We start from the raw sequence: 26,707 nt of genomic DNA, 5'->3' as shown, positions 1-26,707 counted from the left end.
TAAGATCCTTTCTGTCATAGCAGCTCTTTTGGCTGATTTTTTTGATAATCCACTGCATACAGAGCCGCCTGGGTTCGATCTGCCAGCTCTAGCTTTGATAATACATGAGATACGTGCGTTTTGACAGTCTTTTCAGAAATAAACAGAGATGAGGCAATTTCTTTGTTGCTTTTGCCCTTTGCAATCTCAAATAAAACATCTCGCTCTCTATTGGTCAGCTCTTTCATCAATGCCCATTTCTGCTCTTTTGGCTCTGTCAGATGCTGCACAAGAAAGGTCGTGATATGACCATCTAACTGATAGGTGCCATTTTGTACTTCAATCATAGTCGAAAGCAGCTTTTCTGGTGCTACATCCTTTAATTGATAGGCTTTCGCCCCTGCTTGAATAGCGGGAATCACATAATCTTTGTCCGCATAGCTTGTCAGGATCACAATGCGGGTGTCCGGCATTTCCAGCATCATTTGTTTCGTTGCCTCAATGCCATTCATAACAGGCATAGACAAATCCATTAAGACAATGTCAGGCTGAGTATCTCTGACAACCTCTAATGCCTCTTGCCCATTGGACGCCTCACCAACGATGTCCACATCAGGCTGTGTCTGTAAGAAAAACACCAGGCCTTTTCTCACAATATGATGATCATCTGCAATGACAACTCTCATGACGATCCCTTCCTTTCTTGTGAAAATGGCACTTTTACATGAATCGTTGTTCCTTTCCCTAACTCTGAATGGATACAAAATGTTCCACCTGCTCTTCGGATGCGGTCAGACATCCCTTTCAGCCCAAGTGAAGGAAGGCTCATCTGCTCGTCATATTGAAAACCTTTTCCGAGGTCAATGATTTTCATCTCAAACGTGTCTTTTGATTGCTCAAGTTTGACCTCGACTTCTTCTACTTCCGCATGTTTTTGACAGTTATTCAGCGCTTCTTGACATACCCGAAACAAAGTTTCATTGTGAGAATGATCCATTTCTATACAGCCTGATAAAGATAAATTGCAGCGTAATCCTAAAAGCTGAGCATACTCTTCAATTGCTGTCGTAAACCCTTTTTCAAGGCCTCTTGGTCTCAGCTGCCAAATGAGTGACCGCATTTCAATCAGAGCGTCTTGTGACAAATGCTGAATAAAATCAATCATTTCCCCTAGATTCTGATCGCTTGTCATTTGCCGTGCAGCCTTAGCAGTCAGACTCACAGAGAATAGCATTTGGTTGACAGAATCATGTAAATCCTGTGCCAGCCGGTTTCTTTCTTGTAAAAGGGCGTGCTGCTGTTCATTTTGCACAAGCTTCATCCGCTGAATCGCTGTACCAATTTGAAGCGCAATGCTTTCAAGCAAATTCAGCTCTTCTTGTGTAAATGTGACTTTTCCCTTTGCCGCCACATTTAATAAGCCGAACGTACGCTTACATGCTTGTAGAGGCACCGTCGCATGATGTGTAATCCCTTCTGTATCTCCAAGCTTTTGTTCAATCGCCGTTTCAATCCGTTTGCAGTTCATAATATTGGTGGCTGATTGCAGTGAGCCTTTTGTGTATCGATTGATGCAATAACAATCATTTTGACACATGAGCTGTTTTTGATGCTTTGCGAGTGCTTCAGGTAAAGAAACCTCTGCCATCAGTTCATATGACCCGTCTTTTTCTATAAAATAAATCCATGCTGAATGAAAGCCTGTGACATCCATCAGCATATGGAGCACTTCATGGAGCGTTTCTTTCATTTCCATGCCTTCATTTAGCTTTTCAGCAATTTCTTTTAACGTTTTTAATGTTTCAACCTTCTCTTGGTATTCTCCCATACTGTTTACCCCCGGCATTTGCAGCCTTCACTTATCATTACGCTCATTATACCATGAGTCCCCACGCGGCTCTTTCTCCAAAAGAATGATTTTTTCTCATCCTTTTGACTGAGAAAAAAGCCATCATGCATTCATACACGATGGCCTTGTCTTTCGTTATTTCGCTGTTTCTTCCACAATATCATAAACGACTTTCATCACTTCTTCTGACAGATGCTTTAGTTTTTCTTCACTATCTGTTAAAGATGTGCCTTTGACTGCAATATAAAATTTCACTTTAGGCTCAGTGCCGGAAGGTCTTAAGCAGAACCACGAACCATCCTCAAGGAAATATTTCAGCACGTTTGATGCTGGCAGATGAATGGTTTCCTCTTTCTTTTCAGCCACAAGATGTCTTTGACTTGATTGGTAATCCTCGATCACTGTGATGCGCTGCCCTGCGATGGCAGCTGGCGGATTTGTTCTAAAGGTATGAAGGATCGCTGAAATCTGCTCTGCTCCCTCTTTTCCTTTTAAGGTTAATGACTTTAATCCTTCACGGTAAAATCCAAACTGCTTGAAAATATCGACAAGCGCGTCGTACAAGGACTTGCCCTGTTTTTTATAGAAGGCAGCGACTTCAACGGCTAATAGTGCCGCTTGCACCGCATCTTTATCCCGGGCAAAGTCACCGATCAAATAGCCATAGCTCTCTTCATAACCGAATTGAAACGTGTATTCTCCGCTCTTTTCAAACTGCTTAATTTTTTCTCCAATAAATTTAAAGCCTGTAAGTGTGTCTATCGTGTCGGCACCAAAAGCTGATGCTACAGCACGCCCAAGCTCACTTGTGACAATGGTTTTCATCACAACAGGACGAGGCGGCAGCTGACCCAGCTTTTGTTTTTCAGACAATAAATAATGGAGCAGCAGGGCGCCTGTTTGGTTGCCTGTTAAGACGGTAAATTCTCCTTCGTGATCTCTGACTGCAATGCCTAACCTGTCAGCATCTGGGTCTGTGGCAATGAGGATATCGGCATTTTGTTTTTCGCCAAGCTTGATGGCATACTCAAATGCTGCGTGCTCCTCTGGGTTCGGCGAGGTCACTGTTGAGAACTGTGGGTCTGGTTTTTCCTGCTCAGGCACAACCGTGACATGCTGATAACCTAGAGCCTGAAGTCCGCTTCTGACAGGATGATTGGCTGTCCCATGAAGCGGAGTAAACACGACTTTGACATCGACCTCATTTGCCAGCTCAGGGTGCACACTTATGGTTTTTAATTTTTCAATATAAGCCTGGTCGATTTCTTTTCCGATCATTTTGATCAGCCCTTGCTGTTTCAACGTTTCTTCAGAATCAACTGAAATCGACAGTTCATTTTCAATTGCATCTACTTCTTGAATGACTTGATCTGCTTCAAATGGAGGCAGCTGCCCGCCATCTTCACCATACACTTTATAGCCATTATATTCTGGTGGATTATGACTTGCTGTCACAACGATTCCAGCAAATGCATGCAGCTCACGAACCGCAAAGGAGAGCTCTGGTGTCGGACGCAATTCATCGAATACGTACGTTTGAATGCCTTGTGAAGCAAGTGTTTTGGCTGCTTCCATCGCAAATTCAGGCGATTTATGACGTGAATCATATGCAATGGCGACGCCTCTTTTTTTTGCATCCTCTCCATGTTTCGCAATATACGCAGCAAGACCTGCTGAAGCTTTACGAACAGTATACACATTCATTCGGTTCGTGCCTGCACCAATCTCACCGCGCATTCCTCCAGTGCCGAACTCAAGGTTTTTGTAGAAGCAGTCTTCAAGTGCTTGATGATCATCTTGATGCGTCTCCAGCCATTCCCTTAGTTCAGTATCCAGGTGCTTCTCATTGATCCATCGCTCATAACTCGTCTTCCAACTCATGGTCGTCCTCCCCAGCTCTTATCATCAATAAAATAACATCTACTGTTATTTTATATGGAATCATCCTTTATGTCATGCTATATCATTGGCAGTTGGAAAAAATGCAGAATAAATAAAAAAAGCCGATACATGATCGGCTTTTCCTTTTATTCAGCATCAAGCGGTACGACTGCTTCATGGAATAGTTGATCTAATTCTGTTTGATGTTTCTGTTTTGCTGCTTCATCCCAGCCAAAACGCTCTGCCATGTAATCAACAACAGGCTGTGCGTATTTTTTTGCCCAATTGATATTAAATAATAGGCTTCCTGTTCTTCTTAAGAAGAAATCGACAGGTGTTACAGCTAGTTCTTCTTCGATCGCATAAACAAGCTCTGCCAGCACATATGCTGGAATGTTTCGTTTGTCTGCTTCCCCTTGAAGCTGCTCTACTCGTTTGTAGACACTGCTGACGTTTGAACCATATTTTTCAGCTAATTTTTGTGCAATCGGTTCTGTTAAACCAACAGATGCTCCTTCTGCTGTTTTCGCTTGAACAAAAGCTGCCATGTTTTTAGATCCGCCTACATGACCGCCTGAGATTGGCATATGTTTTGTTTTACATGGACCGTAATCTTTGCCAGTCTCTTGTTTCAATCCATCACGTACGAGATCGACAATATGCTCAGCCATTTTGCGATAGCCTGTTAATTTACCACCAGCAATGGTGATTAAGCCTGAAGATGATGTCCACACTTCATCCTTACGAGAAATTTCTGAAGGATCTTTGCCCTCTTCATGAATGAGCGGACGAAGACCGGCCCAGTTGGATTCCACATCTTTTTCTGTAATATTGAGATCAGGGAACATGTACTGAATCGCTTGAATGACATAGTCACGATCAGCTTTTGTCATACGCGGATGCTCCAGCTGTTTTTTGTATACTGTATCTGTTGTTCCAACGTACGTTTTGCCTTCTCTTGGAATGGCAAAGACCATACGTTTATCAGGTGTGTCAAAGTAGATCGCTTGTTTTAATGGGAAGACCGATTGGTCGAATACTAAGTGAATTCCTTTTGTATGCTGTAAGTGTTTTCCTTCTTTTGAGTGATCCTTGTCTCTAAGCTGATCTACCCATGGACCTGTCGCATTGACGATCTTCTTCGCATACACATCGTATGTTTTCTTCGTCATGACATCTTCAATGACAACACCAACCACTTTGCCTTTATCATAAATAAATTCTTTTACTTTCGCATAGTTGACCGCTTCCGCTCCGAATTTCACAGCCTCTTTCATCACTTCGATTGTGAGGCGTGCATCATCTGTACGGTATTCAACATAGTAGCCTCCGCCTTTTAAGCCGTCCTTTTTGACAAGCGGTTCTTTTGCAAGTGTTTCTTTCGCACTTAGCATGCTTCTGCGTTCGCTATGCTTTACGCCAGCTAAAAAGTCATACACTCTCAGTCCAATAGAGGTTGAAAACTTCCCAAATGTCCCGCCTTTATGCATCGGAAGAAGCATCCATTCTGGCGTCGTGACATGAGGACCATTTTCGTATACGATGGCACGCTCTTTACCGACCTCTGCGACCATTTTCACTTCAAATTGTTTTAAATAACGAAGTCCGCCGTGCACTAGTTTCGTTGAGCGACTAGACGTACCTGCTGCGAAATCCTGCATTTCTGCAAGACCGACACGCATTCCGCGTGAAGCCGCGTCAAGTGCTGTACCAGCGCCTGTAATACCCCCACCAATGATAAACACATCATATGGTTTTTTTGTCATTTCCTGCAGCATTTGTTCTCTTTCTAAGCTAGAAAAAGTCATCTCTTGTTCCTCCCATGTTGTACGGTAAAGAAAAAGAGACCGCAAACACCCAAAGCGTATTTCTACACTTCGGTGCCTGCGGTCTCTCCAGTTCTCCAACCGTTCTATTAACTTACTTGAAGTATACCATACTTTTGGTTTATTTGAAAGCTTGAGCTGCTTTTACAGCCTTTTTCCACCCGCTGTATAACGAGTCACGGCTGTCCTCTTCCATTTTAGGGTCAAAGCGCTTGTCAAGATTCCATTGTTTTGCAATGTCTGAACGGTCGTTCCAGAAGCCAACTGCTATTCCCGCAAGATAGGCCGCACCGAGTGCCGTCGTTTCATTAATTTCTGGACGCTCTACTGGTACATCCAGCAAATCACTTTGGAAGCCCATTAAGAAATCATTCTTTACAGCTCCGCCATCTACACGCAAAGTTTTTAATGAGATGTTTGAATCCTTTTCCATCGCATCTAAAACATCCTTCGTTTGATAAGCAAGTGATTCTAACGTTGCACGGACAAAGTGCTCCTTAGAAGTACCGCGTGTTAATCCGAATACAGCGCCTCTGACATCACTGTCCCAGTATGGTGTGCCTAGACCAACGAATGCTGGAACGACATATACGCCCTCTGTTGACTCAACGCGCTCCGCATAGGCTTCGCTGTCTTTTGAGTCTTTAAACATTCTCAGTCCGTCGCGCAGCCACTGAATCGCTGAACCAGCTACGAAAATACTTCCTTCTAAAGCATATTCAACTTTACCGTCAATGCCCCATGCAATTGTCGTTAATAAACCATGATCCGACTTAATTGCTTTTTCCCCTGTATTCATCAACATGAAACATCCTGTACCATACGTGTTCTTCGCCATTCCTTCTTCAAAGCAAGCCTGACCGAATAGTGCAGACTGCTGGTCTCCCGCCGCTCCTGCAATCGGGATATTTCTGCCGAAGAAGTGATAGTCTGTTGTTTCACCATAGATGTGTGAAGATGGTTTCACCTCTGGAAGCATAGAAGCAGGTACGCCAAGGATATCCAGTAATTCTTCATCCCATTTCAGATCGTAAATGTTGAACATTAACGTTCTTGACGCGTTGGAGTAATCTGTGACGTGTGATTGACCGCCTGTCATCTTCCAAATGAGCCATGTATCAATTGTGCCAAACAGCAAGTCGCCATTTTCTGCTTTCTCACGAGCACCTTCTACATTGTCTAAAATCCATTTTACTTTTGTCCCTGAGAAATAAGCATCAATGAGAAGTCCTGTTTTATTTCTAAACGTTTCATTGTGTCCTTGCGCTTTTAGCTCTTCACAAATGCCTGACGTTTGTCTAGACTGCCAAACAATTGCATTATAAACAGGTGCGCCTGTATGTTTATCCCAAACAACAGCTGTCTCACGCTGGTTCGTAATGCCGATACCGGCGATTTGATCTGCTTCAATGCCTGATTCAATTAAAGCAGTTGAAATGACGGATAGAACAGAGCTCCAAATTTCATTTGCGTTATGTTCTACCCAGCCTGGGTTCGGAAAATATTGATTAAATTCCTTCTGAGCTGTATGTGCAATTTTGCCTTCTTGATCAAATAAGATCGCTCTTGAGCTTGTTGTCCCTTGATCTAAAGCGAGAATATATTTTTCTTTTGCCATGGTGTTTTCCTCCCCTTACATACTTTCATTTACAGCATTTGTTTGATTTTTCGTAGAGACATAGAGTCCTAACAATACCACAACTAAAATAACGCTTACAATCCAAAAGGCTGGAGTGATGTTCGCTTTAAAGGCTGCATTGTAGAAAACACCGCCAAATGCGCCGCCTAAAATTGGACCAACGACTGGCACCCAAGCATACTTCCAATTCGATGGACCTTTACCTGGAATCGGTAGAATCGCATGAGCAATTCTCGGACCTAAATCACGTGCAGGATTGATTGCATAACCAGTTGTTCCGCCTAATGAAAGACCAATTGCGACAATTAAGAAACCAACTATCAGCGGATTGATTCCGTCTGCGAATTTATTTGCACCAATCGCTAAGATTCCTAGAACCAATACAAATGTACCAATGACTTCACTAAGTACGTTTGCAAAAGTATGGGGAATCGCAGGACCAGTTGAGAATACACCCAGCTTTGCACCTGGATCGTCTGTTGCTTTCCAGTGCGGTAAGTAATGTAAAAAGACAATAATAGCTCCTAATAATGCGCCAAGCATTTGACCGGCAATATACATTGGTACATCAGCCCAAGGAAAACTTCCTTCTAACGCAAGCCCGATTGTCAGTGCAGGATTCAAATGCGCTCCGCTGATTCCACCTGTTGCATAAGCTGCTATGGCTACTGCAAATCCCCATCCGAAAGCGATTACAATCCAGCCGGACTGATATGCGAGCGATTTCTTTAAATTGACTGCCGCACATACACCGCCTCCAAAAATAATAAGCAGCATTGTACCTACGACTTCACCCCAAAATGGTGTCATGAAAATTCCTCCTCTGGTTCAGTTGCCATCCCCTATGAATGTGTAAAAAAGATAAAGAAAAAAGATCCACAACAAACATACTTTACATCAGGGTCATTTGTCACCTAGTAAAGCGCTGTTGTGGATCTCCGTTTCTCCATCACATGATATTAACTTAGTGCTATAGTATCAGAGGATGAAAACGTTGTCAATCAATTTTCACATTTTATCTTTTTCACTTTTGGAACGCTTTCCAAAGGGCTGTATTCGATGTTGTCACAGCTGTAGCACCTGCTTCAAGCGCTCTTTCTACATCTTCTTTTGTACGGATAAACCCGCCTGCAAATATTGGAATCCCAGCTCGCTCGCGCACTTCTGTAATGAGATCCGGCACGACCCCTGGCAATACTTCAATAAAATCTGGGCGATGTTTCCCTACGAACTCCATGCTTTTTTCCATGGCACTTGTATCAAGTAAAAACATTCGCTGAATGGCATATACCTTTTTTTGCTTGGCTTTTACTATGACAGAAGACCTAGTAGAAATAATTCCTGCCGGCTTCATTTCCTGACAAATAAATTCCGTTCCATACTCATCATGTTTGATCCCATGAATGAGATCGACATGGACAAACATTTTTTTATGATGGGCATTTGCCTCATTCATGATGCCCTTTAGCCGGCCTAAATGGACATCAAGTAAGACCCCATATGTAAATGGACTTTTTAAAAATTCCTCAAATTGCTTCATATTGCGAACAGCAGGTAGAATGGGTTGATCATGAAAACTCATATGCCGTCTCCTTCAAAGTGTATTGGTTCAGTCATCTCCTAACAGTAATAGAATCTCTTCTATTTTTCAATACACCTAGTGTATCCAATGCCGATTTTACTTAGCAGCGTATGTGCTTTTTCCATAGAAAAAAGCAGAGAAATCTCTCTGCTATAACTGTGCCATGCTTTCTTTAAGCGTGTTTATAATAAATGAGGCGTCTTCGTCTGTTATATTGAGCGGCGGTGCAAGCTGGGCAACGTTATTATAGCCGGCAACCGTATCACCATTTTTCCCAATGATTAGTCCGCGTTTTTTACATTCTGCAATCAATTGACCGACAACCTGTGGATCAGCTGGTTTTTTGGACTGTTGATCCTGGACAAGCTCAATTCCAAACAGCAGGCCTTTTCCTCTGACATCACCGACAAATGGATGCTCTTTTAACTCTTGCAAACGTTCAAGCATGTCTTGCCCAAGCGTGTCAGACCGTTCTACTAATTTCTCGTTTTCCATGATCTCTAGGTTCGCAAGGGCAACCGCACAGGAAGCAGGGTGTCCGCCAAATGTATTCACATGGCGCAGCCTGTCATACGTATCTTCCCCTGCATAGGCTTCATAGATTTCTCGTTTCACGCACGTTGCAGAAAGAGGTAAATAGCCGCTTGTGATCCCTTTTGCCATTGTGATGATGTCCGGCTTTACATCTTCATGCATAAAACCAAACCGCTTCCCTGTCCGGCCAAAGCCGCAGATGACTTCATCCACAATGAGAAGCGCTCCATGAGCCTCACAGATGTCTTTAACCTTCTTCAAATACCCTTTTGGCGGCATTAAGATACCGCCGCCTGTAATGATCGGCTCCATAATAACTCCAGCAATGGTCTCACTTAGTTCCCACGTCATGGATTGATCGATTGCCGCTGCACTTGCCAAAGTTTCTTGATCCTCAGGATGACGATACATATCAGGCGGTGCGACATGGATAAAGCCTTGACCTAATGGTTCATATTTATATTTACGCTGCGCCTGCCCCGTTGCGGCAAGGGCAGCTGCTGTATTGCCGTGATACGACCGATACCTGGAGATGAACTTTGTTCTTATGCTCTCTCCTTTTTGCGCATGATATTGTTTGGCGATCTTAAATGCGGCTTCATTGGCTTCAGAACCGCTGTTAGAAAAGAAGATGACATAGTCCCCTCCAAGCCATTCATTTAGCTTTTCAGCCAATTGAATCGCTGGCACATGACTTTGCGTCAGCGGATAATAAGGCATTGTATTCAGCTGCTTATATGCCGCTTCTGCAAGCTCTTTTCTGCCATAACCGGCATTTACACACCAAAGACCTGACATCCCGTCTAAATAGCGATTCCCATGAATATCTGTCACCCATGCGCCTTCTGCCTCGTGAATAACCATGCTTTCATTTTCCTTGTTTGTCCCTTTCATATGATGCCAGATCAACTGATCATCTTTCGCCTGAAGATTTTGAGCCTGCTCATGTATTTTCATCTTCTCGCCCCCATGTATCCGTTTTCATCACTAAAGAAGCTTAGACTGGTTCAGCAGCACATTGCCTCTCCATTCATTATATGGATGAAAAGGGAGGCATATGAAACTGAAACTAGGCCGCCTGTAAGAGAGAACCAACCGTTACTTTCATTATAAAAAAGGGGCCGGGCTGATTACATTAGACAGATCGTCAACTGATTGAAAAGAACGATAAGACATTCTACTCGTGTGCCTTAGCAAATCTAACAAACCTCGTTAACGGCGATTTCCTTGCAGGAATTCATATGCAAGAATCGCAAATTCAAGCGCCTGTCGTTTCGGGGCCTGCATCATATCCTCGCCAAGCAATGAATGCAGTTTATCTAGTCTATGATAAAGGGTCTGCCTGACAATAAAGAGCTGGCTTGCAGTTTCCTTTTTAGAACCGTTTGTCTGTAAAAAGATATTCAGCGTTTGATAGAGTCTTCCGCTATTTTGCTTATCATATAAAAGCACAGGCTCCAAATACTCTTTCACCATACATTCAAGCAGTCCGCTTTCCTGCATGACAGGCATGAGACGGAGCATATGCAAATCTTGATAAAATGGGCTTTCCACCCGCTGGGGCATCACTTTCTTTAAATGCAGCACTTCTTTGGCTGCTTGAAAGCTTTTTTTCATATGTTGAAACTGCTCACAATATGGACCGATGCCAAAATTGATCACGGTTCCGCGTGGCTGCTCCCGATCATACAATTGTTTGATGTCGCTTGCAGCCTTCTCTGCACGCTCTTTCCAGTCCTCCTTCTTTCTTGTGTTCAATAAAATAAACAAGGTTTGTCCTTGATGCTCATACGGAATCAAATGGAAACCCGCACGCTGAAAGATGGAGCGGCACGATACGAGAAAATATAAATTTCCTGCGATTTCTTCGATTTGATGATGCTTTTGAAAGAGCATCACGACACAGCCGGTTGGCTTTTTCAATCCTTCTGTTTCTTCAAGATGCTCTAATATATCTCTTTCTGTATGCTCTTCTTGGAACCATTTTTGCAGCCATTCGTTCTCTTTGGTCTTCTTCAATTCTTCTGTATAAAGCTCTCTTAGCGTTTGCTGGGCCAGAGCATTTGCTCCTTTATCCATTACGAGCAGTTCAAATTCTGAGAGTGTGTTTGTTTGATGAATGAGCACAAGGTCTGCAAATGTCTGCTTGAGTGCAAGCACTTCTTTTTTGGTCACTTCGTATCCTTTTGGCAAGGAAGCAAACTGTAAATAATTCATGACCATCTCTTCGGTTTGTTTGGAGGAATCACATAAAATAATCGGCTCCCCCTGAACAGGAATGAGTAAAAGAATGCCCCTTACGTGCTGATACACTTGATCCAAAATATCCATCTGCGGATGGGGAGTCAGCAAAAGCTCATTCAGCTTTGATGATAGTGCTTCTAGATCAGCCATCATTTGATACTGGCGTTCAATCATCATCGTATGGAGATGCTGTGTGATGTTGACGAATTTCACTTCTTTTGTAAACAGAATCAGCGGAAAATTTCTTTCTTCTGCATACTCAATCAGTTCTTCCGGCACATCGAATCTGAGCGGAACAAATTCAATACACAAGCCTGCCGCACCAGAATCGATCAACTGTTTTAAAAATGCTTGAAACACATCCAATTGGTCATGGAAGCCTGCGGCTGTTGTTAGTATGAGCTCTCCCCCATTTAACAAATCTTCTACAGCAGGCACTTCTAACACATGCACCCATCTGACCTGCCGAAACAATCCCTTTTCTCCTGCTAACACTTTCGCATGGGCAAAATACTTTGTTTTCAACACATCACTCACTTGAAAATGAACGTCTACATTCATTGATATGTCCCCCTTTGTTTTGCCGCCTATCCCCTATCCCAGAGGGTGCATAGATAAAATCCATAATAAAACTGGTAATGTCACGATGCTTAAAACGGTACTGAGAAATGTCGTGCTTGAGACAAACTCAGGCTTCGTTCGAAATTGTACAGCCATTAGCGTAGTATTTGCTGCTGTCGGCATCGCTGCAACTAAGATCATAATTTGTTTCACTAGATCATCTACCGGTAAAATAAGTGTAAAGCCAAATGCGATGAGTGGTGAGATAAACAGCTTCAGCAATACAGCATAAGAAATGTTGCGATAATCCACTTGCTTAAAAGAAATGACGGCGAGCTGCATACCTAAAATAAGCATAATCGTCGGTATGGCGGCATCTCCCACAAGCTGGACACCCGTCATCACCTCTTTAGGTAGTGAAAAATCCATCAGCTGAAATAATAGACCGAGGAGTGCCCCATATGCAACCGGCATACGCAGCACTTTTTTCAGCACGACCTTTCCATCCCCTGCATCCTCTCCGCCCTTTGCTGCATAATACATACCGATCGTACTCATGACAAGCTGCTGCAGCACCATTAAAACGATAGCAATATCTAAACCAGCTGCTCCGAAGACAAGCAGGACAACAGGCGTGCCGTAATTCCCATTGTTCATAAATGCTGACGACAGAATCATGGCACAATACATTTCCTTCGAATAACCATAGATACGAGATAAAATAAAGACACATAAAACAAGTGAAAGACAAAGTCCGACGACAAAAATAGATAAGTACACATAGTCCATCGACACTTTGTTTTGATAAAAGGTTTCAAACGCAAGAAATGGTGACATTAAATATAAAGACATTGATGAGAGCGTATGTATGTCAAAACCAATGGCCTTCTGCCCAATATACCCGATAAGGAAAATACCGAACACTGGCAGTAAGACAAGTAAAAACTCCATGCTGCACCTACTTTTCTCTAGATGAATTCCTATTTTTTGTTTCCTCATAATCATACCACTGTTAAACAATAAAAAAGAAGCACCCTTATGAAGGTAGCTTCTAATTATTGACAAAGGGCTAAAATGTTCTTTATTTTAGCCCTTTGTCTTCTTTTCAGTGTGATTGAAAACCTTTGCAGTCTAGAAAGGACGAGTACCGAAGCGGAGCGAATTTGACATTCGTGAGCATCGGAGCGCAGGCCTGACACCGAATGCGAGGGTTTGTCTACAAGCTGAAGCGCCCTTATGAAAGGCCGCTTCTCTCCTCATCCAAATAGAACACTTCCCACAAATGACCATCAAGATCCTGAAAGCTCCAACCGTACATGAACCCATGATCCTGCTTTTCCTTAAACGGTGACCCGCCTGCTGCCATCGCCTGCTCCACCAGCTCATCGACCTCTTTTCGTGAATCAACCCGCATAGAGACAATGACCTCGGATCCCTGCCTTGCATCCACCAATTGCTTCTCTGAGATGGTTTGAAAATGCTTATGGGTTAACAGCATAACCGTAATGGTGTCACCAATGACCAAACAAGCTGCCTGATCATTCGTCAGCTGCTCTTGAAAATCAAAACCCAGCTGCTCAAAAAAAGCCTTTGATTCCTTGACATGCTTTACCGGTAAATTGATATACAAATGTTTAGCTTGTCGCCCCATTTTCCTCTCCTTTTTGAACACTTGATCTCGTTTCAGTATATTCAGATTTTTCTCGAGCATCCCTTTATCACATGAAAAAATAAGCTTTCCTCCTTCTTTAGCTTTGTTTACAATACTTATGATGAATCTTGAACAGGTGGCTACGAAAGCCTTAGCTCGTCCAGCTGCTATGTCATTTTAAAAAATGTCATCAAAAAGAAGCGCCTTGTGGTAGGCGCTTCCTTTCATTATTTCTTATATTCAATATGGTACACATCTCTTCTTCGGTCTTTGAGCTGACGTACCGTTCCATCTTGCCGCTGTCTTCTTAAAATTTCTAAATCGACATCGCCAACGACAACCATTTCTATATTCGGATTACATTCTCCTACAATCCCATCTCTTGCAAATTCAAAGTCAGATGGGGCAAAAATCGCTGATTGTGCATATTGGACATCCATATTTTCGGTTTGCGGAAGGTTTCCGACAGTTCCAGAGATGACGGTATAAATCTGATTTTCAACCGCTCTAGCCTGTGCACAATAACGCACTCTTAAATAGCCTTGACGGTCTTCTGTACAGAACGGAGTAAAAATAATTTTTGCTCCTTTATCAGCTGCAATCCGAGCCAGCTCAGGAAATTCAATATCGTAGCAAATTTGGATCGCAATTTTACCACAGTCCGTATCAAATACCCGAACCTGATCACCTGCTGAAATCCCCCACCATTTTCTTTCATTCGGTGTGATATGGAGCTTATATTGCTTTTCAATCGTTCCATCACGTCTAAATAAATAGGCGATATTGTAGATTTTACCTTCCTCTTCAACGAAATGGGATCCACCAATGATATTAATGTTGTACTTCACAGAAAGGTCTGTGAACAAATTAATGTAGTCCTCGGTATATTCCGTGATACGCTGCACTGCAAGACTTGGGGAGCGCTCTTCTAAATAAGACATGAGCTGCGTTGTAAAAATTTCTGGGAAGACTGCAAAGTCAGCTGACGCATCTGATGCGACATCAACATAATACTCCACCTGATTCATAAATTCCTCAAAGGAATGAATTTGTTTCATCGCATATTGAATGACGCAAATACGAACTGGGAACGCCGATTTATAATATCTTTTCGATTGCGGACGATAATCGACGTTATTCCATTCCATTAACGTCGCATATGTGCTGGATGCCTTATCATCCGGCAAATAATTCGGATTAATCCGCATGAGGCTGAATTCATTTAACAGCTGAAAAGATAAAACAGGATCATAAATTTGGTGAAGCATGACCTGCTCCACATATTGACGAGGCGTCATTTCCTCTTGGTATTTGTGATAATTCGGGATGCGTCCACCAATAATGATACTTTTTAAATTTAATCTTCTTGCTAAGTCTTTTCTTGCTTCATATAAGCGATGCCCAATTTTCATGCGGCGGTACTCAGGACTAACCATAACCTCAATTCCGTACATATTCATCCCATCTGGATTATGGTTTGTGATGTACCCATCATCTGTGATGTCCTGCCAAGTATGACGGTCATCGTATTCATCAAAGTTAATTAATAAACTTGAACAAGAGCCAATGATTTCTCCCTCAAATTCAGCACAAAACTGCCCTTCTGGGAAATGTTCAAGATGGCTTTCAAGATGCTCTCGTTTCCAAGGGTCCATGCCCGGAAAGCATACCTCCTGTAAGGCAATGATTCGGTCAATATCTTCTTCCCGGATATTACGGATCACCATTCTTTTTTCAAACCGCGTTAAATCGAGTTTTTCTGCCATGATGTTGTTGCCCCCTTACTGATCCTCTTTTTCAAGCTGATGGAATAGCTGGAGCAATTCGATTTCAGCCATGGATTCTAATCTCACATCATATTCTTCAAATTGCAGCGTGCTCGTCACTTTGTTTGGGACGATGACGCATTTCATGCCTGCCCGTTTGGCAGCCACTGATCCATTCACTGAATCCTCAAAAGCCACACAATCCTTTGGCTCTACACCTAAGCAGCTTGCAGTTTGCAAATAAAGCTCTGGATGAGGTTTGACTTCTTCCACATCATCTGACGTGCGGATACATTCAAAGTAATCAAAAAGACCAATTTGCTTTAGGTGATCAGACACCCATTTATAGTCTGAGCTGGAAGCAAGTCCAATCTTGATTCCAAGCTCTTTTGCTGCCTGTAAATAAGCTTCTACGCCAGGTCGTGCTGATTCATCCTTCATTCTCTTTTGAAAACGAGAACGCCGGTCCGCTGTGAGTGCCTCATGATCGAGCGTCTTTCCTAGCTGTTTTTCCAAGTATTCAAACGGCTTAAAGCCTGCCTGCGTCCCGATGACGTTGCCCCAAACGGAAAGAGGCAGCTCTGACTCATGCTCCGCAAACATTTCTTGTAATACTTCATATTCATGTGTTTCTGTATCTAAAATTAATCCGTCAAAATCAAATATAATCGCCTTTACCAACGAGGCCACTCCTTTTTTTTACGAAAGTCTTTAATATGATACTCAATGCTATCATATCGTGAATAAAATTGACTTTCAAAGATGAATGTCTGCTAAAATAATTATGTATAAAAGGAGCCTGTACCATTTTGTCAGGCTCCTACCCGTGTTCGGTTCATTCTGCAAGAGATCCAAGCGCTCCGATTCGTGGAGAAATAGGCAATGTTGAAAAAGAGCGGGTTTGGTATTACAGATCTAAAGGTTTCTCCGTTCCCTTAAAAATAGTATGTGCGGCAGCCTTGTAAGTTAACAAGGAAGTTCACACCAACTTTTACGCATTTTGAAGGCGGCGGCTGGCAAAATCGTCTAAATCAAACGGAAAAGAAAAGCCGCATGCATTGACCTGCTCACGGTTTCGCTCGAATAGCTCACGATCACACTTTGTAATATGGCGTTTAGGTTTTACAATAATGGTATGTAATAACTGAAGTCCCGATAAAATACGAAAAGCATCGTCCATCGTTCCGTTATAAACCCCTTCAACAAAGGTTAGCGGGCGTTCTTTTTGAGGCGCAGCTGGGTCTTCGCCGACAGCATGGGATAGAAGATCTTCAACATCCTTTGATATTTCTTCAATTGCCTGCTCTTGCAGGTCTGTAGCAGCTTTCATTATTCTCACGTGACATCTACCTCTCTGTCGTTATTTCTCCATTCAGAATAGCACAGAAAAAAAGGCGTTCGCCAAGGTAAGTGTTTCCTATATATACCCAAAGAGAGGAACGGATATCATGAACATTCAAGGACACACGCTCTCGCTAAAAGTAGGTGAGCAGCATCAAGATACTTCACTGAGTCAGTTTTTAAAAACAGCCGTGTCGGCTTCAAAACCGATTATCCATTTTTGGATGGACCATCAAAAAGTACGTTTAAATCAAAAGCCGGCCCATCACGCAGCAAAAGTCAGTTCAGGTGATCACATACTGATCGATTTATTTGAAACGGAAGAAAGTGATGTGACGCCAGAATATGGTGAATTAGAGGTACTATTTGAGGACGAGCACTTATTGATTGTGCAAAAACCCGCTGGACGACCGACGCACCCGAATGAAAAGGGACAAACGGGCACACTGGCAAACCTTGTGTCCTTTCATTTTCAAGCAAATGGCGAGGAAAAGCGAGTGAGACATATTCACAGACTCGATCAAGACACAAGCGGCACGGTCATTTTTGCTAAACACAGATTAGCTCATGCAGTGCTTGATCAAATGCTTTCTAAAAAAACGATCAGCCGAACCTACATCGCCATCGCAGAAGGACTTTTCAAGAAAAAGAAAGGCACTATTGATGCAGCGATTGGCCGTGACAAGCATCATGCCGTCAGACGAAGAATCTCTCCTACTGGTCAAAGTGCTGTCACACACTTTCAGGTCATGGACACCAATAAACGTCTGCAAATGACATCCGTCAAGCTGCAACTTGAGACCGGAAGAACACATCAAATTCGAGTCCATCTTAGCAGTCTCGGGCACCCTTTAGCCGGAGATACACTTTATGGCGGAGCTCGTCATCATATCAACAGATGCGCTCTCCACGCCAAACAAGTAGACATGACACATCCTTTTACAGGTGAGCACCTGAGCATAGAAGCACCGCTTCCTCTAGATATGTCTCAGCTCATGGACGAAATCATCCATTAAAAAAAGAGCCTGCTGATCAAATGCAGGCTCTTTTTATTTAGACAGATGCTCTTTTTGCATAAATAATATACCGCTCTGGTGCATTGCCGACGAAATGAAATGGATAGCATGTCGTTAACACCAGCTCTTCCTTTTTATTCTGTAAAGTAATAATGGAAGTATCATGCTGATCCACGATTTTCGTATGTGTGATTTCATAAACAAACTCACCATACGGCACAGTGATTTTCAGCTGATCCCCAATATTCAGTTCACCTGTTCGGCGAAACACCGTGTCACGATGGCCAGATAGGACGATTTGTCCCTTCTGATCTGGGTAATAACTGCCTTTGTAATGCCCGACTCCTTTGGCAAGATCATCCGCATCTGTCCCTTCGACAATGGGAAGGTCTGCTTTTAATTTCGGAATCGTCAGGATGCCAGAGGCTTTCCCCACATCAGGAGAAAACTGCTTCTTTGACATCCCTTGATCGTCCGCTACCGCTTTCTTTGCATCTTCTAATGATTGTGCCGTTTGAAGGTGCGTAGAGGCGATTTGCCAAATTCCCCAGCCGAGCAAGACAATTCCTGCTGTCATCACAGTAAGTGCAAGCCACTTTTTCATGCTTAAACTCCTTTACCTGTTACATTTCTCTTAGATGATACGGTCATTAGCTTGCTGCTTTTTCTTCTTGTTTTGCTTTTTGAATGCGTCCCTCTTTTTGATACACAATGGAAGCTCCTTCAAAGCTCTTCACAAAAGCGACAGTGGCTTCTAAATCCTCTGGACCTGTTTCAGGATTTTTCCCCAGCCTTCCTATCGGTTCATATTTACTGCCAGTTGCAGTTGCCATAAAGTTATTCACCGTGAGTGTATACGTTTGATCGAGCGCAACGGCTGAACCATCTGGAAGCTTTAAGTCGACTACTTTATATGTTACCGGATCATAGGAATATGAAAAGCCCGAAATGCTATAATCTGGTCCAAATTGAGGAGAAATTTGCGCTTCAATGATCTCAGCCAAGTCTTTCCCCTTAATCTCAAGTTTAACTAAGACGTTGCCGAAGGGCTGAATATTAAACAGATCTCCCCACGTTATCGGCCCTTTTTCAAGGTTTTGCCTGATCCCGCCGCCATTCATCATGGCAAAATCACTTTTCATAGAATATCTCATACCATCGGCAATCAAATTACCGAGCGGCGTGTCTCCATCATTTGAATAGCCGCCTTCCATTTTGACACCAGCTTCACCAACTACCTCACTAATTATCGGTTCAACTTCTTTCCCGTAATGAGCCAAGATGACGGCTGCTTCCTTGTCCTTTTCAATACCAGACTGGTCTACATACTGGATATTTGCACTCTTTTTGACAATATCCTTCGTTTTGCGGTCAAGTGTTACATTAACTTCGCCAATGGCCTTCCCATATTCAAAGGCTTGAACAATTAATTTCCCATTGACCTCTCCGTTTACGACTTCGTGATTATGCCCTGCAAAGATGACATCAATTTCATCATCGCCTTCTTTGGCAAGCTTCGCACTCTCTCCAGTGATGGTATCTCCATTTTGCGAGGCTGTCATATGAGCTAAAACCGCAATGGCTTTGATCCCTTTTTGTTTTAATTCCTTCGCGGCTTCATTTACGGCTTTAACTTCATCTGTAAACTGAATGTCTTTAATCCCTTCTGGCATGACCATTCCTGCGGCTGATTTTGTCACAACACCGATAAATGCTACAGGGATTCCTTCGACATCCATGATTTCATATGCAGGTAAAAGTGGTTTACCTGTATCCTTGTATTCACAGTTTGCACAAACGAGCGGAAAATTCTGTCCGTCATATCCCTTTGTGCCTTTAGGATGTTCTCCGCCATTTATGATACGTAATAGCTCGTCCACCCCTTCATCAAATTCATGGTTGCCGACTGTGCCAACATCAAAGCCAATGTTCTCCATGAGTTCAACCGTTGGTTCATCTTGCAGAAGAGAAGATATTGGAGAGCTGCCGCCAATCATATCTCCAGCATGAACTGTGATCGTATTTTTGTTTGCTGCTTGTTTTTGTTTCATATAAGCCGCCACATAATCCATCCGTCCGTACGTTCCTTTATTGCCATCACCTTTCAGATCCAGTTCGTATTGTTGATCAATTTTCCCGTGTAAATCATTCATGCTTAAAATGGTTAATGGGACTTCCCCAGTTCCTTCTGCCGGCTGATAGCCAGCCTGTTCTGCTTCTTCTTTCGAAGCAAAAAAGATGCGTTTATCTACAGCGATTTCTTTCCAGCTGTCAGGCGATACGTACGTTTTCGCTGATGAATCACCGACGTAGCGTGTCAGTCCTTTTTTCTGTTCACGTGCTCTAAATTCAAACGGCTGTTCCAGCAGCGGATCTGCTTCATTCCAAATGCCAAGCCCTTTTTCTTTCGCCTCTTTGACAGCTTTTTGGAACGTCTGATAGTCCTTTTCATCTCCAACCGGCCAGATGAAATACGTAGGAGCATATCCTTTTTTCACAAGCTCTAAATTCGTATTGACCCCTTTTTTGGTTTTCACTTGAGCTAAAAGACGTCCATAGCCGTCCTTCGCTTCTGGACCAATCTTTAATGTGACTTTATCTCCGCTTGAAAGAAGTGTGTTTAAATAGTCTGCCGCCTTCTGTCCAAAACGCAGCTGGTTTTGATCTAATTCATTTTTTGGCTTATGGTACGTTTCCGGCGTGTCCATATTCACAAAGCGCACCTTTGTTGTACCAAGCACAGGCTTCTTTAAATGAATCGTATCTCCATCCACCACCCGGTCAACCGTTGCCTCGTATTCTTTCTTGATTTTTGGCGGCTTTGGCTGGCGTTTCAGCAGGCTGACATCACCCTTCTGTCGTGGAAGCACCTGCAGCGAATCATACCTGCTTAACACTCCTGTAAACTCATACCATTTCCCTGTCTTCACTTCATCAATGGCACTTGTATCCACCATCACTCTAAGGGTGGTGCTGTGATATTTTTTATCAATGATCACCACATTGTATCCACCGCCAGCCGGCTGCTCTGGTTTTGATTCAACATAGCCCTTGACCTTCACAAGTTTTCCTTCATGTTTACGTGCCTGATCCGTTTCTAGTTGTTTCACGGAGACTCGCTTCGGCTTTGGCAAGGTTTGATTCACACCATCGATCTTCAGGCGGTCTCGATCCGGCACAATTTCAATCAGTCCTTTATAAGACGTGATCTTCCCCGATACTGTCACCTTCATGCCCGCTTTTAGTTCTGGGAAGTTGTCAGGCTGTGCTGAATATATATTGATTCCAGCTGATTTGTCTTGAATGTACGTTGACAGTTTCCCATTGCCTATAGCCGATTGATCTGCTGTCACAATTCCGCTCACTGTCACTGTCTCTCCGATTAGCTGACGGGCTTTTTTAATTTTCATTGGTTTCTTTTGGTTCCATACCGTTTCCTTCTTTTCAGACGCACTGGCTTGTTCTGCTGTGATCATGCCAGGCAGTAAGGATTGCAGACTAAAAATCACCAAAACCAAACAGCAGATCATTCGAATGGATAGAACACGTTTCATTAGACCTCTCCCCTTCCGAGCTTCATCTCTCATAGTGTACTAAGTAAATATTGATGGTAGATGGATTTCTTGTAAATCTTATGTCTGCTAGCTCATTGGAAACGTAATAATCACCCGTGTCCCCTCGAAGCTTTTGCTTTCAAAACGAATGCTGCCGCCATGGCTTTCAATGATTTTAATCGTCATCATTAAACCAAGGCCAGTCCCTTTTTCCTTCGTTGTATAAAAAGGTTCACCCAGTTTCCCTATTTCGTCTTCTGGTATGCCCTTACCTTGGTCTTCAAAGATCAGCATCATCTGATTATGTTCCAATACGGATGTGACCTGAATAACACCTGTCACACCATCCATCGCTTCAATACCGTTTTTAAGAATGTTTAAGAAGACTTGTTTCAGTTCATTCGGTATACCTTGAATGTTTGGCAGCGACGGAGACAAATTCTTTTGAATAGACACGCCTTTTAAAACCGCTTGTGATTCAACGACCATGATCACTTCTTCGAGCAGAAGATTGACTTGTACCGGCTCAAATTTCACCGATTTGCTTCTAGAGAGCACAAGGAATTCATTAATAATGGCTTCAAGCAGATTAAATTCAGACATCATCACATCTGCATAATCCTTCTGATATTTCTTACTTTGAATCATCAGCTGTAAAAATCCCTTTAACGACGTCAGCGGGTTCCTTATCTCATGGGCGATGCCGGCTGCAAGCTGACCTACTGCGGACAGCATCTCTGACTTCATCAGCATCTTCTCTGACTGCTTTTGATTCGTAATGTCCTCTGAAATCCGCATCACGGTAGACTGCATTTTGTCAGGATCATCAATTCGATGTAAAGAGACCCTCTCCCATCGTTCACGGCCTGATAAATCCTGAAAGTACAGCTCACCTGTCCAGCTGCCTTCTTTTAAACAAACGTCCCATTGCTTTTCTAAATCATCACATTGACACAGAGAATGGTAGACAGAAAAGATATCTTTGCCGATCAGGTCATATTCATGCTGCTGCACAAACTGGCAAAAACGCTGATTCACGCATTGGATGACCCCTTCCTCAGTTGCAACAACAATATGAATATGGCTATTATCCAGTGCTGTTACCGCTAGATGAAGTGACTGTTTGATTTTTGTCATTTCCGTCATTTTAATCCACGTCATCACCGCTCCCTCATGATCTTGGTCAAGAATAGGTGTGATGTGAACGGTGAATTGTTCTCCTTCATTCGTTTCAATTTCTCGTTCGATGACGCGCTTATCCGAGATAACGGATTGTATGTCATGATAGAGCGTTTCCTGCGTAAGTTTCTTAGCCATCGACTGAAAGGATTGCTGGTGCCTTATTTGAGCTGAAGTAAATAAAGAGGCAGCTGTAGGAGTGTAGTAGCGAATATTCATGTCTCGGTCCACAAACAACGTCGCAAGCTCCGGCTTGACAGAAGGTCTATACAGTTCTTCCCTTGTTACCCTTAAGTTGTTTATGATATTAATAAAATGATCGTGTTTTTTCTCAAGCTCCGCTATTTGCGTGTTTTTCGCTTTTAATTGAGCCCTTGCCTCCTGCTCTTTTTGTTTGACTTCATTTAGTTCATTTTCTAAGTCGACAATACGCTGTTGATAGACTGAATTCTGATCTGACATCCCATTTTCCCTGCTGTTCTTTTGATTTTTTCCTCTCTCATTCATTCGAATAAGAATGACGTATACTCCTTTAAAACGGCGATCAAAACTCTTTACAGTAAAGTCCGCATACTGCTTTTTTCCTTTTTCCGAAATGAGAACATGCTGAAACACAACCTCTGTCTCGTCAGTCCACACCTTTTGAAAGGTTTGACTTAACATCTCTTTCAAATATTCAGGTGTCACATATTCACATGATTGATCTGACACTTCTACATGGTCTAAGAAGGAATAGGCCCCATTTGACATTGCCAGGATCTTGTTACAATCATTAATGACTATACATGCATCATAATCCTCGCTTACATCCTTCATATATTGTGCAGCTCGTTTTTTTAACTCGGCATCACGAGCGTCATGTACCCAAGGGACACTAGGTACAGGAACGTTGGAATAGGTGTAAATGTTCCACTTCTCATTGAACAATTGAAACAATCGAGGGATATTGGGGACAGTTTCATTTGGCCCTAAAATCAACACCCCTTGATCTTTTAAAGCATATTGGAATCGGGATAATACTCGTTTTTGCACTTCTGGCTCAAAGTACATCAGAACATTTCGGCAACTGATAAAATCGAGGTGGATAAAAGGTGAATCAATCAATAAATTGTGAGGAGCAAAAACAATATGTTTTCTAAGCGACTGCTTCACAATAAAAGCGTCACCTTTCTTTTCGAAATATCGCGCCCGCCATTTTTCCGGTATGCTTGCCATAGATTCTCTCGAATAAAGACCTTTACTAGCTATTTGAATGGCTTTTCGGTTGATATCTGTCGCAAAGACTTGAAGTTCAATGGACACATCTCTTCGCTTCATTTCTTCTAAAAATAAAATTGTAAAAGAATAAGCTTCTTCCCCTGTCGAACATCCCGCAATCCAAATTCGGCATCGAGATTTCCCGTTGTTCATTGAATGGTCAATGATTGACGGTATCACCTTCTGTTCACATACTCGCAAAGCCTCCGTATCTCTAAAGAAAGTAGTCGTGCCGCTTAGGAGCTGAGCATGCAGGCGATCAAGCTCATCTGGTTCTCTTTCTAATAAACGATCGTACTCTGATAATAATGACATCTGTTGATTTGCAGTGCGCATACGCTTTTGAATGACAGAAAGCAGCCTTTTCTTCTCATAGGCTGAAAAGGCAATCCCTTTATACATTTCAAGACGTTCAATGATTCTTAGTAAAGCTGGATCCATCTCATCAGTATGCGGAACATTGATGATATTGGCCATATATGCCGCAAGGGTGGCTGGATTTTTGAATGTGTGATGATACATACTGTCAAAACCACTCTCTACCTCACTGCATGATAAGGCTGTACCGCCTTGCTCAACCAACTGCAGCAATCCACTCCCCACACAATGACCTTTTTGAAAGAAGATCGCAAACGCCTCTTCCTTTTGAACACTGGCAAGTGACTTAAAAAGCGAGTTGACAGAGCATGTCTTGTTTGTTGGCAGCTGCTCAGACACATGAAGCCGGTGATCTTCCGTTAACGTCACAGCTGCATGCTGCGGACAAAAATAGATCGTCTTTTTCATGACTTTCTCACCATGTTTAATCGTTTTTGCCCGGTAGCCAATCGGTAAAACAAGTGCTTCCAAATCTGTTATACAATCGCCTGTCACATGATTTTGCACAACAATAAAAGAGGCATTTAAATCATGTGGTAATGATTGAAAAAAAGCCTCAAGATGATGCTGTTCAAACGGCGAAACACCGATGCCGATCACTGGTGTCTGCACATGTTCGTCTTCTATCAAACGATTAATGATTTTGTCCTGCATCTGGTACCCCCATGTTCATTCGTCTGATACTTTTTTTCGACAAAAAGAAAGAAAACCCTCTAATTGTAAATAATGTTTTTTGCATGAAATCGTGAAAACATCCTCACATTAAAACAGAGTGTATAAACAGAAGGAGGAATCTCAATGCAAAACGATCAGCAGCCAATGTTTCAAGGAAGCGCTCAGCAGCCTGAGCTCAACCATGGCGGGCATGAGTTATTCGATTTACATGAAATTTTAGCCGGCACGATTAATATTTTGGATCAATATATGATCTTGAGGCAATTTATTCAAGATCCTGCATTATCCGACATCCTGGATCGACAATATCAATTCGTTTTATCCCAGTACAATGTCACTGTAGATTGTTTTTCTACAGGCCAAAAGCCTACTGAAGAAACCGCTACTTATATGATGAAAGAACACACACAAGTGACATACGGAATCAAACCTACTCAGCCGAAGAAGCCGAACCAGTCACTACAGGATGTAAAAGACTTAGGCATCACAGGACACATGCTCAGCCTAGTCAAATCACACGCCGGGTTACTTTCAATGTCAGCATTAGAAGTAACAAACCCTGTTGTCAGACGTGTGCTTGCTGCGCAGATTCCGAACTTTATCGAAATGGCGTATGAAATTTTCTTGTATCAAAACAAGCATGGCTACTATCAAGTTCCTCAGCTTTCCAAACAAGACATGACAGCTATGACGTCAGCTTTTGCACCGCTTCAGGGGCAGGTTCAAATGCCTCCTAGCAAGGCCGATCAACAAAAGCCTCTTCATTAAAAAAACGGCTGACCCCCTTCTTTGGTCAGCCGTTTTTTCTTTGATACATGACTTTAAACTGATCTTCGAAATCTGTGAGCCTCTTCCCCGTCGCCTGTTCAAAGCCGCTAGCAAATTGGCCCGTTTTCGCAGTTTCCTCTATGATTTCATGTATGACGTCTCGTCCGCAAAGCTGCACCAGCTCATAGATCATATAATAGCTTTGTAAATATACATCTGTCTCATACGTCACCCGTGAATTCTGCCAGTCTTGATCAGAATGAAGAGATTGAAAAGGAATCACGTCGAAGCGTTCAGACGTAGCATTTAACACGTCATAGGCCGTCCATTCTGCTGTTCCTTCGTGGAACCAAAGCGGAAAAATGCCTGGAGACACTTCATATGAATGGACCTTTTCATAGAAAACAAAATGAGCATACTCATGAATAAACAACGTATTGAAAAAATATAAAGGCAGTGTCTCTTTCTTCAATAATGCTTCCCGTTTATCTGGATATAAGCCAATCATTTGATCATGATCAGAGTAAAATCCGGTAATATGCTTGATCCCTGCCATTTGTTCGATCGACTCTTTATCATCAAAATAGATAACGTCTAAAGGTCTGTCAGCTTCAAATTGAAACACTGACGCTGTCCTCTTCTCTGCCTGTTTCAAAGCCTCTATTGTCAGATCAACAAAAGCTTCCTCTTCCTCTGCATAGTAGATTCGAATATGTTCATAGACTTGCTTATTGAGTCCCTCCGTTATAATCGTTTTAGGAGAAGACTGCTGCTCTAAATATTGTCCTGTCAGCTGAAACGCAACATAAATCAAGTACGCGGTGAAAGCATAAAAAATCAGACCTGCTGCAATCATTCCGCCTACAAGTTTTTTATGAATCAATGACGGCTTGGCTTTCATTTGCTCCCCACCTGAATTCATCCTGCACCCTCTTTCTCTTTCTATGAAGAAACAAAGATCAACAAGAGGTGATATATTTTTTACTTTATGCAGTCAGGTACGCGAGGTGCGGTTCCAAACAAAAAA

The 26,707-nt window shown here is 42.6% G+C and carries 20 protein-coding genes; 2 read left to right on the top strand and 18 right to left on the bottom strand.

The annotated features are described in order from the left end of the window. Positions 1–14: 14 nt before the first annotated feature. The 14 genes from NSQ72_RS04620 to NSQ72_RS04555 form a co-directional block, all read right to left on the bottom strand. Positions 15–665, bottom strand: coding sequence for a response regulator (locus tag NSQ72_RS04620; protein ID WP_059375321.1), 651 nt, complete (start codon positions 663–665; stop codon positions 15–17). Beyond that, positions 662–1,807, bottom strand: a complete 1,146-nt coding sequence (locus NSQ72_RS04615; RefSeq protein ID WP_059375324.1) for a GAF domain-containing sensor histidine kinase — start codon at positions 1,805–1,807, stop codon at positions 662–664. The genes NSQ72_RS04620 and NSQ72_RS04615 overlap by 4 nt, the downstream gene beginning before the upstream one ends. Before the next feature lie 156 nt (positions 1,808–1,963). Then, entirely contained in the window at positions 1,964–3,709 is a 1,746-nt protein-coding gene (locus NSQ72_RS04610; RefSeq protein ID WP_341083382.1) for a phospho-sugar mutase, read from the bottom strand. Between the two features lie 146 nt (positions 3,710–3,855). Beyond that, complete coding sequence (gene glpD, locus NSQ72_RS04605) at positions 3,856–5,517, bottom strand: glycerol-3-phosphate dehydrogenase (protein ID WP_047202870.1); 1,662 nt, start codon at positions 5,515–5,517, stop codon at positions 3,856–3,858. A 139-nt stretch (positions 5,518–5,656) separates the two neighbouring features. Next, complete coding sequence (gene glpK / locus NSQ72_RS04600; RefSeq protein ID WP_039177444.1) at positions 5,657–7,153, bottom strand: glycerol kinase GlpK; 1,497 nt, start codon at positions 7,151–7,153, stop codon at positions 5,657–5,659. Between the two features lie 15 nt (positions 7,154–7,168). Next, positions 7,169–7,984, bottom strand: coding sequence for an MIP/aquaporin family protein (locus NSQ72_RS04595; protein WP_039177442.1), 816 nt, complete (start codon positions 7,982–7,984; stop codon positions 7,169–7,171). Between the two features lie 214 nt (positions 7,985–8,198). Next, positions 8,199–8,756 carry a glycerol-3-phosphate responsive antiterminator gene (locus tag NSQ72_RS04590; protein ID WP_024425304.1) on the bottom strand — a complete coding sequence of 186 codons (558 nt, stop codon included), beginning with the start codon at positions 8,754–8,756 and terminating at the stop codon, positions 8,199–8,201. A 150-nt stretch (positions 8,757–8,906) separates the two neighbouring features. Beyond that, positions 8,907–10,247 carry an aspartate aminotransferase family protein gene (locus NSQ72_RS04585; RefSeq protein WP_341083380.1) on the bottom strand — a complete coding sequence of 447 codons (1,341 nt, stop codon included), beginning with the start codon at positions 10,245–10,247 and terminating at the stop codon, positions 8,907–8,909. A 255-nt stretch (positions 10,248–10,502) separates the two neighbouring features. Then, positions 10,503–12,095, bottom strand: a complete 1,593-nt coding sequence (locus tag NSQ72_RS04580; protein WP_144464967.1) for a PucR family transcriptional regulator — start codon at positions 12,093–12,095, stop codon at positions 10,503–10,505. A gap of 33 nt (positions 12,096–12,128) precedes the next feature. Further along, on the bottom strand, positions 12,129–13,046 hold the full coding sequence (locus tag NSQ72_RS04575; RefSeq protein WP_106025337.1) for an AEC family transporter: 918 nt from the start codon (positions 13,044–13,046) through the stop codon (positions 12,129–12,131). Positions 13,047–13,329: 283 nt separating this feature from the next. Next, positions 13,330–13,746 (bottom strand): VOC family protein, encoded by a 417-nt coding sequence (locus NSQ72_RS04570; protein ID WP_024425308.1) that lies wholly within the window; start codon positions 13,744–13,746, stop codon positions 13,330–13,332. Positions 13,747–13,973: 227 nt separating this feature from the next. Beyond that, positions 13,974–15,512 (bottom strand): bifunctional GNAT family N-acetyltransferase/carbon-nitrogen hydrolase family protein, encoded by a 1,539-nt coding sequence (locus NSQ72_RS04565; RefSeq protein ID WP_012009394.1) that lies wholly within the window; start codon positions 15,510–15,512, stop codon positions 13,974–13,976. Between the two features lie 15 nt (positions 15,513–15,527). Further along, on the bottom strand, positions 15,528–16,193 hold the full coding sequence (locus NSQ72_RS04560; RefSeq protein WP_041089572.1) for an HAD family hydrolase: 666 nt from the start codon (positions 16,191–16,193) through the stop codon (positions 15,528–15,530). Positions 16,194–16,503: 310 nt separating this feature from the next. After that, complete coding sequence (locus NSQ72_RS04555; RefSeq protein ID WP_099663086.1) at positions 16,504–16,851, bottom strand: DUF5365 family protein; 348 nt, start codon at positions 16,849–16,851, stop codon at positions 16,504–16,506. A 109-nt stretch (positions 16,852–16,960) separates the two neighbouring features. Here NSQ72_RS04555 and NSQ72_RS04550 point away from each other — a divergent pair, with 109 nt between their 5' ends. Continuing rightward, on the top strand, positions 16,961–17,869 hold the full coding sequence (locus NSQ72_RS04550) for an RluA family pseudouridine synthase (RefSeq protein WP_341040288.1): 909 nt from the start codon (positions 16,961–16,963) through the stop codon (positions 17,867–17,869). A gap of 37 nt (positions 17,870–17,906) precedes the next feature. On the opposite strand, the gene NSQ72_RS04545 is transcribed toward NSQ72_RS04550, so the two are convergent. From NSQ72_RS04545 to NSQ72_RS04535, 3 genes are all read right to left on the bottom strand, one after another. Beyond that, the gene (locus NSQ72_RS04545; RefSeq protein WP_041089565.1) at positions 17,907–18,473 is read right to left on the bottom strand and encodes a class D sortase; all 567 of its coding nucleotides are present in this window, start codon (positions 18,471–18,473) and stop codon (positions 17,907–17,909) included. Positions 18,474–18,519: 46 nt separating this feature from the next. Continuing rightward, complete coding sequence (locus NSQ72_RS04540; protein ID WP_341040284.1) at positions 18,520–21,423, bottom strand: 5'-nucleotidase C-terminal domain-containing protein; 2,904 nt, start codon at positions 21,421–21,423, stop codon at positions 18,520–18,522. An 87-nt stretch (positions 21,424–21,510) separates the two neighbouring features. Then, a complete protein-coding gene (locus tag NSQ72_RS04535; RefSeq protein ID WP_341083378.1) occupies positions 21,511–24,891 on the bottom strand; it encodes a CheR family methyltransferase in 3,381 nt (1,126 codons plus the stop codon). A gap of 144 nt (positions 24,892–25,035) precedes the next feature. Between NSQ72_RS04535 and NSQ72_RS04530 the strand changes: the two genes are divergently transcribed. After that, positions 25,036–25,680: a spore coat protein gene (locus NSQ72_RS04530; protein WP_341040280.1), complete on the top strand. Its 645-nt coding sequence runs from the start codon at positions 25,036–25,038 to the stop codon at positions 25,678–25,680. Between the two features lie 25 nt (positions 25,681–25,705). Here the strand turns inward: NSQ72_RS04530 and NSQ72_RS04525 are convergent, their stop codons facing one another. Further along, positions 25,706–26,581 carry a hypothetical protein gene (locus NSQ72_RS04525; protein WP_341041002.1) on the bottom strand — a complete coding sequence of 292 codons (876 nt, stop codon included), beginning with the start codon at positions 26,579–26,581 and terminating at the stop codon, positions 25,706–25,708. Between the last annotated feature and the right edge of the window lie 126 nt (positions 26,582–26,707).

The organism is Bacillus sp. FSL R5-0659 (genome assembly GCF_038008785.1).
GTDB lineage: Bacteria > Bacillota > Bacilli > Bacillales > Bacillaceae > Bacillus > Bacillus safensis.
This window is presented reverse-complemented; position numbering and strand designations above follow the sequence as displayed.

What these genes read in the sequence shown, in the direction of transcription:
- NSQ72_RS04620 (WP_059375321.1), bottom strand. Translation starts at nt 665, where the DNA reads ATGAGAGTTGTCATTGCAGATGATCATCATATTGTGAGAAAAGGCCTG.
- NSQ72_RS04615 (WP_059375324.1), bottom strand. Translation starts at nt 1,807, where the DNA reads ATGGGAGAATACCAAGAGAAGGTTGAAACATTAAAAACGTTAAAAGAA.
- NSQ72_RS04610 (WP_341083382.1), bottom strand. Translation starts at nt 3,709, where the DNA reads ATGAGTTGGAAGACGAGTTATGAGCGATGGATCAATGAGAAGCACCTG.
- glpD (WP_047202870.1), bottom strand. Translation starts at nt 5,517, where the DNA reads ATGACTTTTTCTAGCTTAGAAAGAGAACAAATGCTGCAGGAAATGACA.
- glpK (WP_039177444.1), bottom strand. Translation starts at nt 7,153, where the DNA reads ATGGCAAAAGAAAAATATATTCTCGCTTTAGATCAAGGGACAACAAGC.
- NSQ72_RS04595 (WP_039177442.1), bottom strand. Translation starts at nt 7,984, where the DNA reads ATGACACCATTTTGGGGTGAAGTCGTAGGTACAATGCTGCTTATTATT.
- NSQ72_RS04590 (WP_024425304.1), bottom strand. Translation starts at nt 8,756, where the DNA reads ATGAGTTTTCATGATCAACCCATTCTACCTGCTGTTCGCAATATGAAG.
- NSQ72_RS04585 (WP_341083380.1), bottom strand. Translation starts at nt 10,247, where the DNA reads ATGAAAATACATGAGCAGGCTCAAAATCTTCAGGCGAAAGATGATCAG.
- NSQ72_RS04580 (WP_144464967.1), bottom strand. Translation starts at nt 12,095, where the DNA reads ATGAATGTAGACGTTCATTTTCAAGTGAGTGATGTGTTGAAAACAAAG.
- NSQ72_RS04575 (WP_106025337.1), bottom strand. Translation starts at nt 13,046, where the DNA reads ATGGAGTTTTTACTTGTCTTACTGCCAGTGTTCGGTATTTTCCTTATC.
- NSQ72_RS04570 (WP_024425308.1), bottom strand. Translation starts at nt 13,746, where the DNA reads ATGGGGCGACAAGCTAAACATTTGTATATCAATTTACCGGTAAAGCAT.
- NSQ72_RS04565 (WP_012009394.1), bottom strand. Translation starts at nt 15,512, where the DNA reads ATGGCAGAAAAACTCGATTTAACGCGGTTTGAAAAAAGAATGGTGATC.
- NSQ72_RS04550 (WP_341040288.1), top strand. Translation starts at nt 16,961, where the DNA reads ATGAACATTCAAGGACACACGCTCTCGCTAAAAGTAGGTGAGCAGCAT.
- NSQ72_RS04545 (WP_041089565.1), bottom strand. Translation starts at nt 18,473, where the DNA reads ATGAAAAAGTGGCTTGCACTTACTGTGATGACAGCAGGAATTGTCTTG.
- NSQ72_RS04540 (WP_341040284.1), bottom strand. Translation starts at nt 21,423, where the DNA reads ATGAAACGTGTTCTATCCATTCGAATGATCTGCTGTTTGGTTTTGGTG.
- NSQ72_RS04535 (WP_341083378.1), bottom strand. Translation starts at nt 24,891, where the DNA reads ATGCAGGACAAAATCATTAATCGTTTGATAGAAGACGAACATGTGCAG.
- NSQ72_RS04530 (WP_341040280.1), top strand. Translation starts at nt 25,036, where the DNA reads ATGCAAAACGATCAGCAGCCAATGTTTCAAGGAAGCGCTCAGCAGCCT.
- NSQ72_RS04525 (WP_341041002.1), bottom strand. Translation starts at nt 26,581, where the DNA reads ATGAAAGCCAAGCCGTCATTGATTCATAAAAAACTTGTAGGCGGAATG.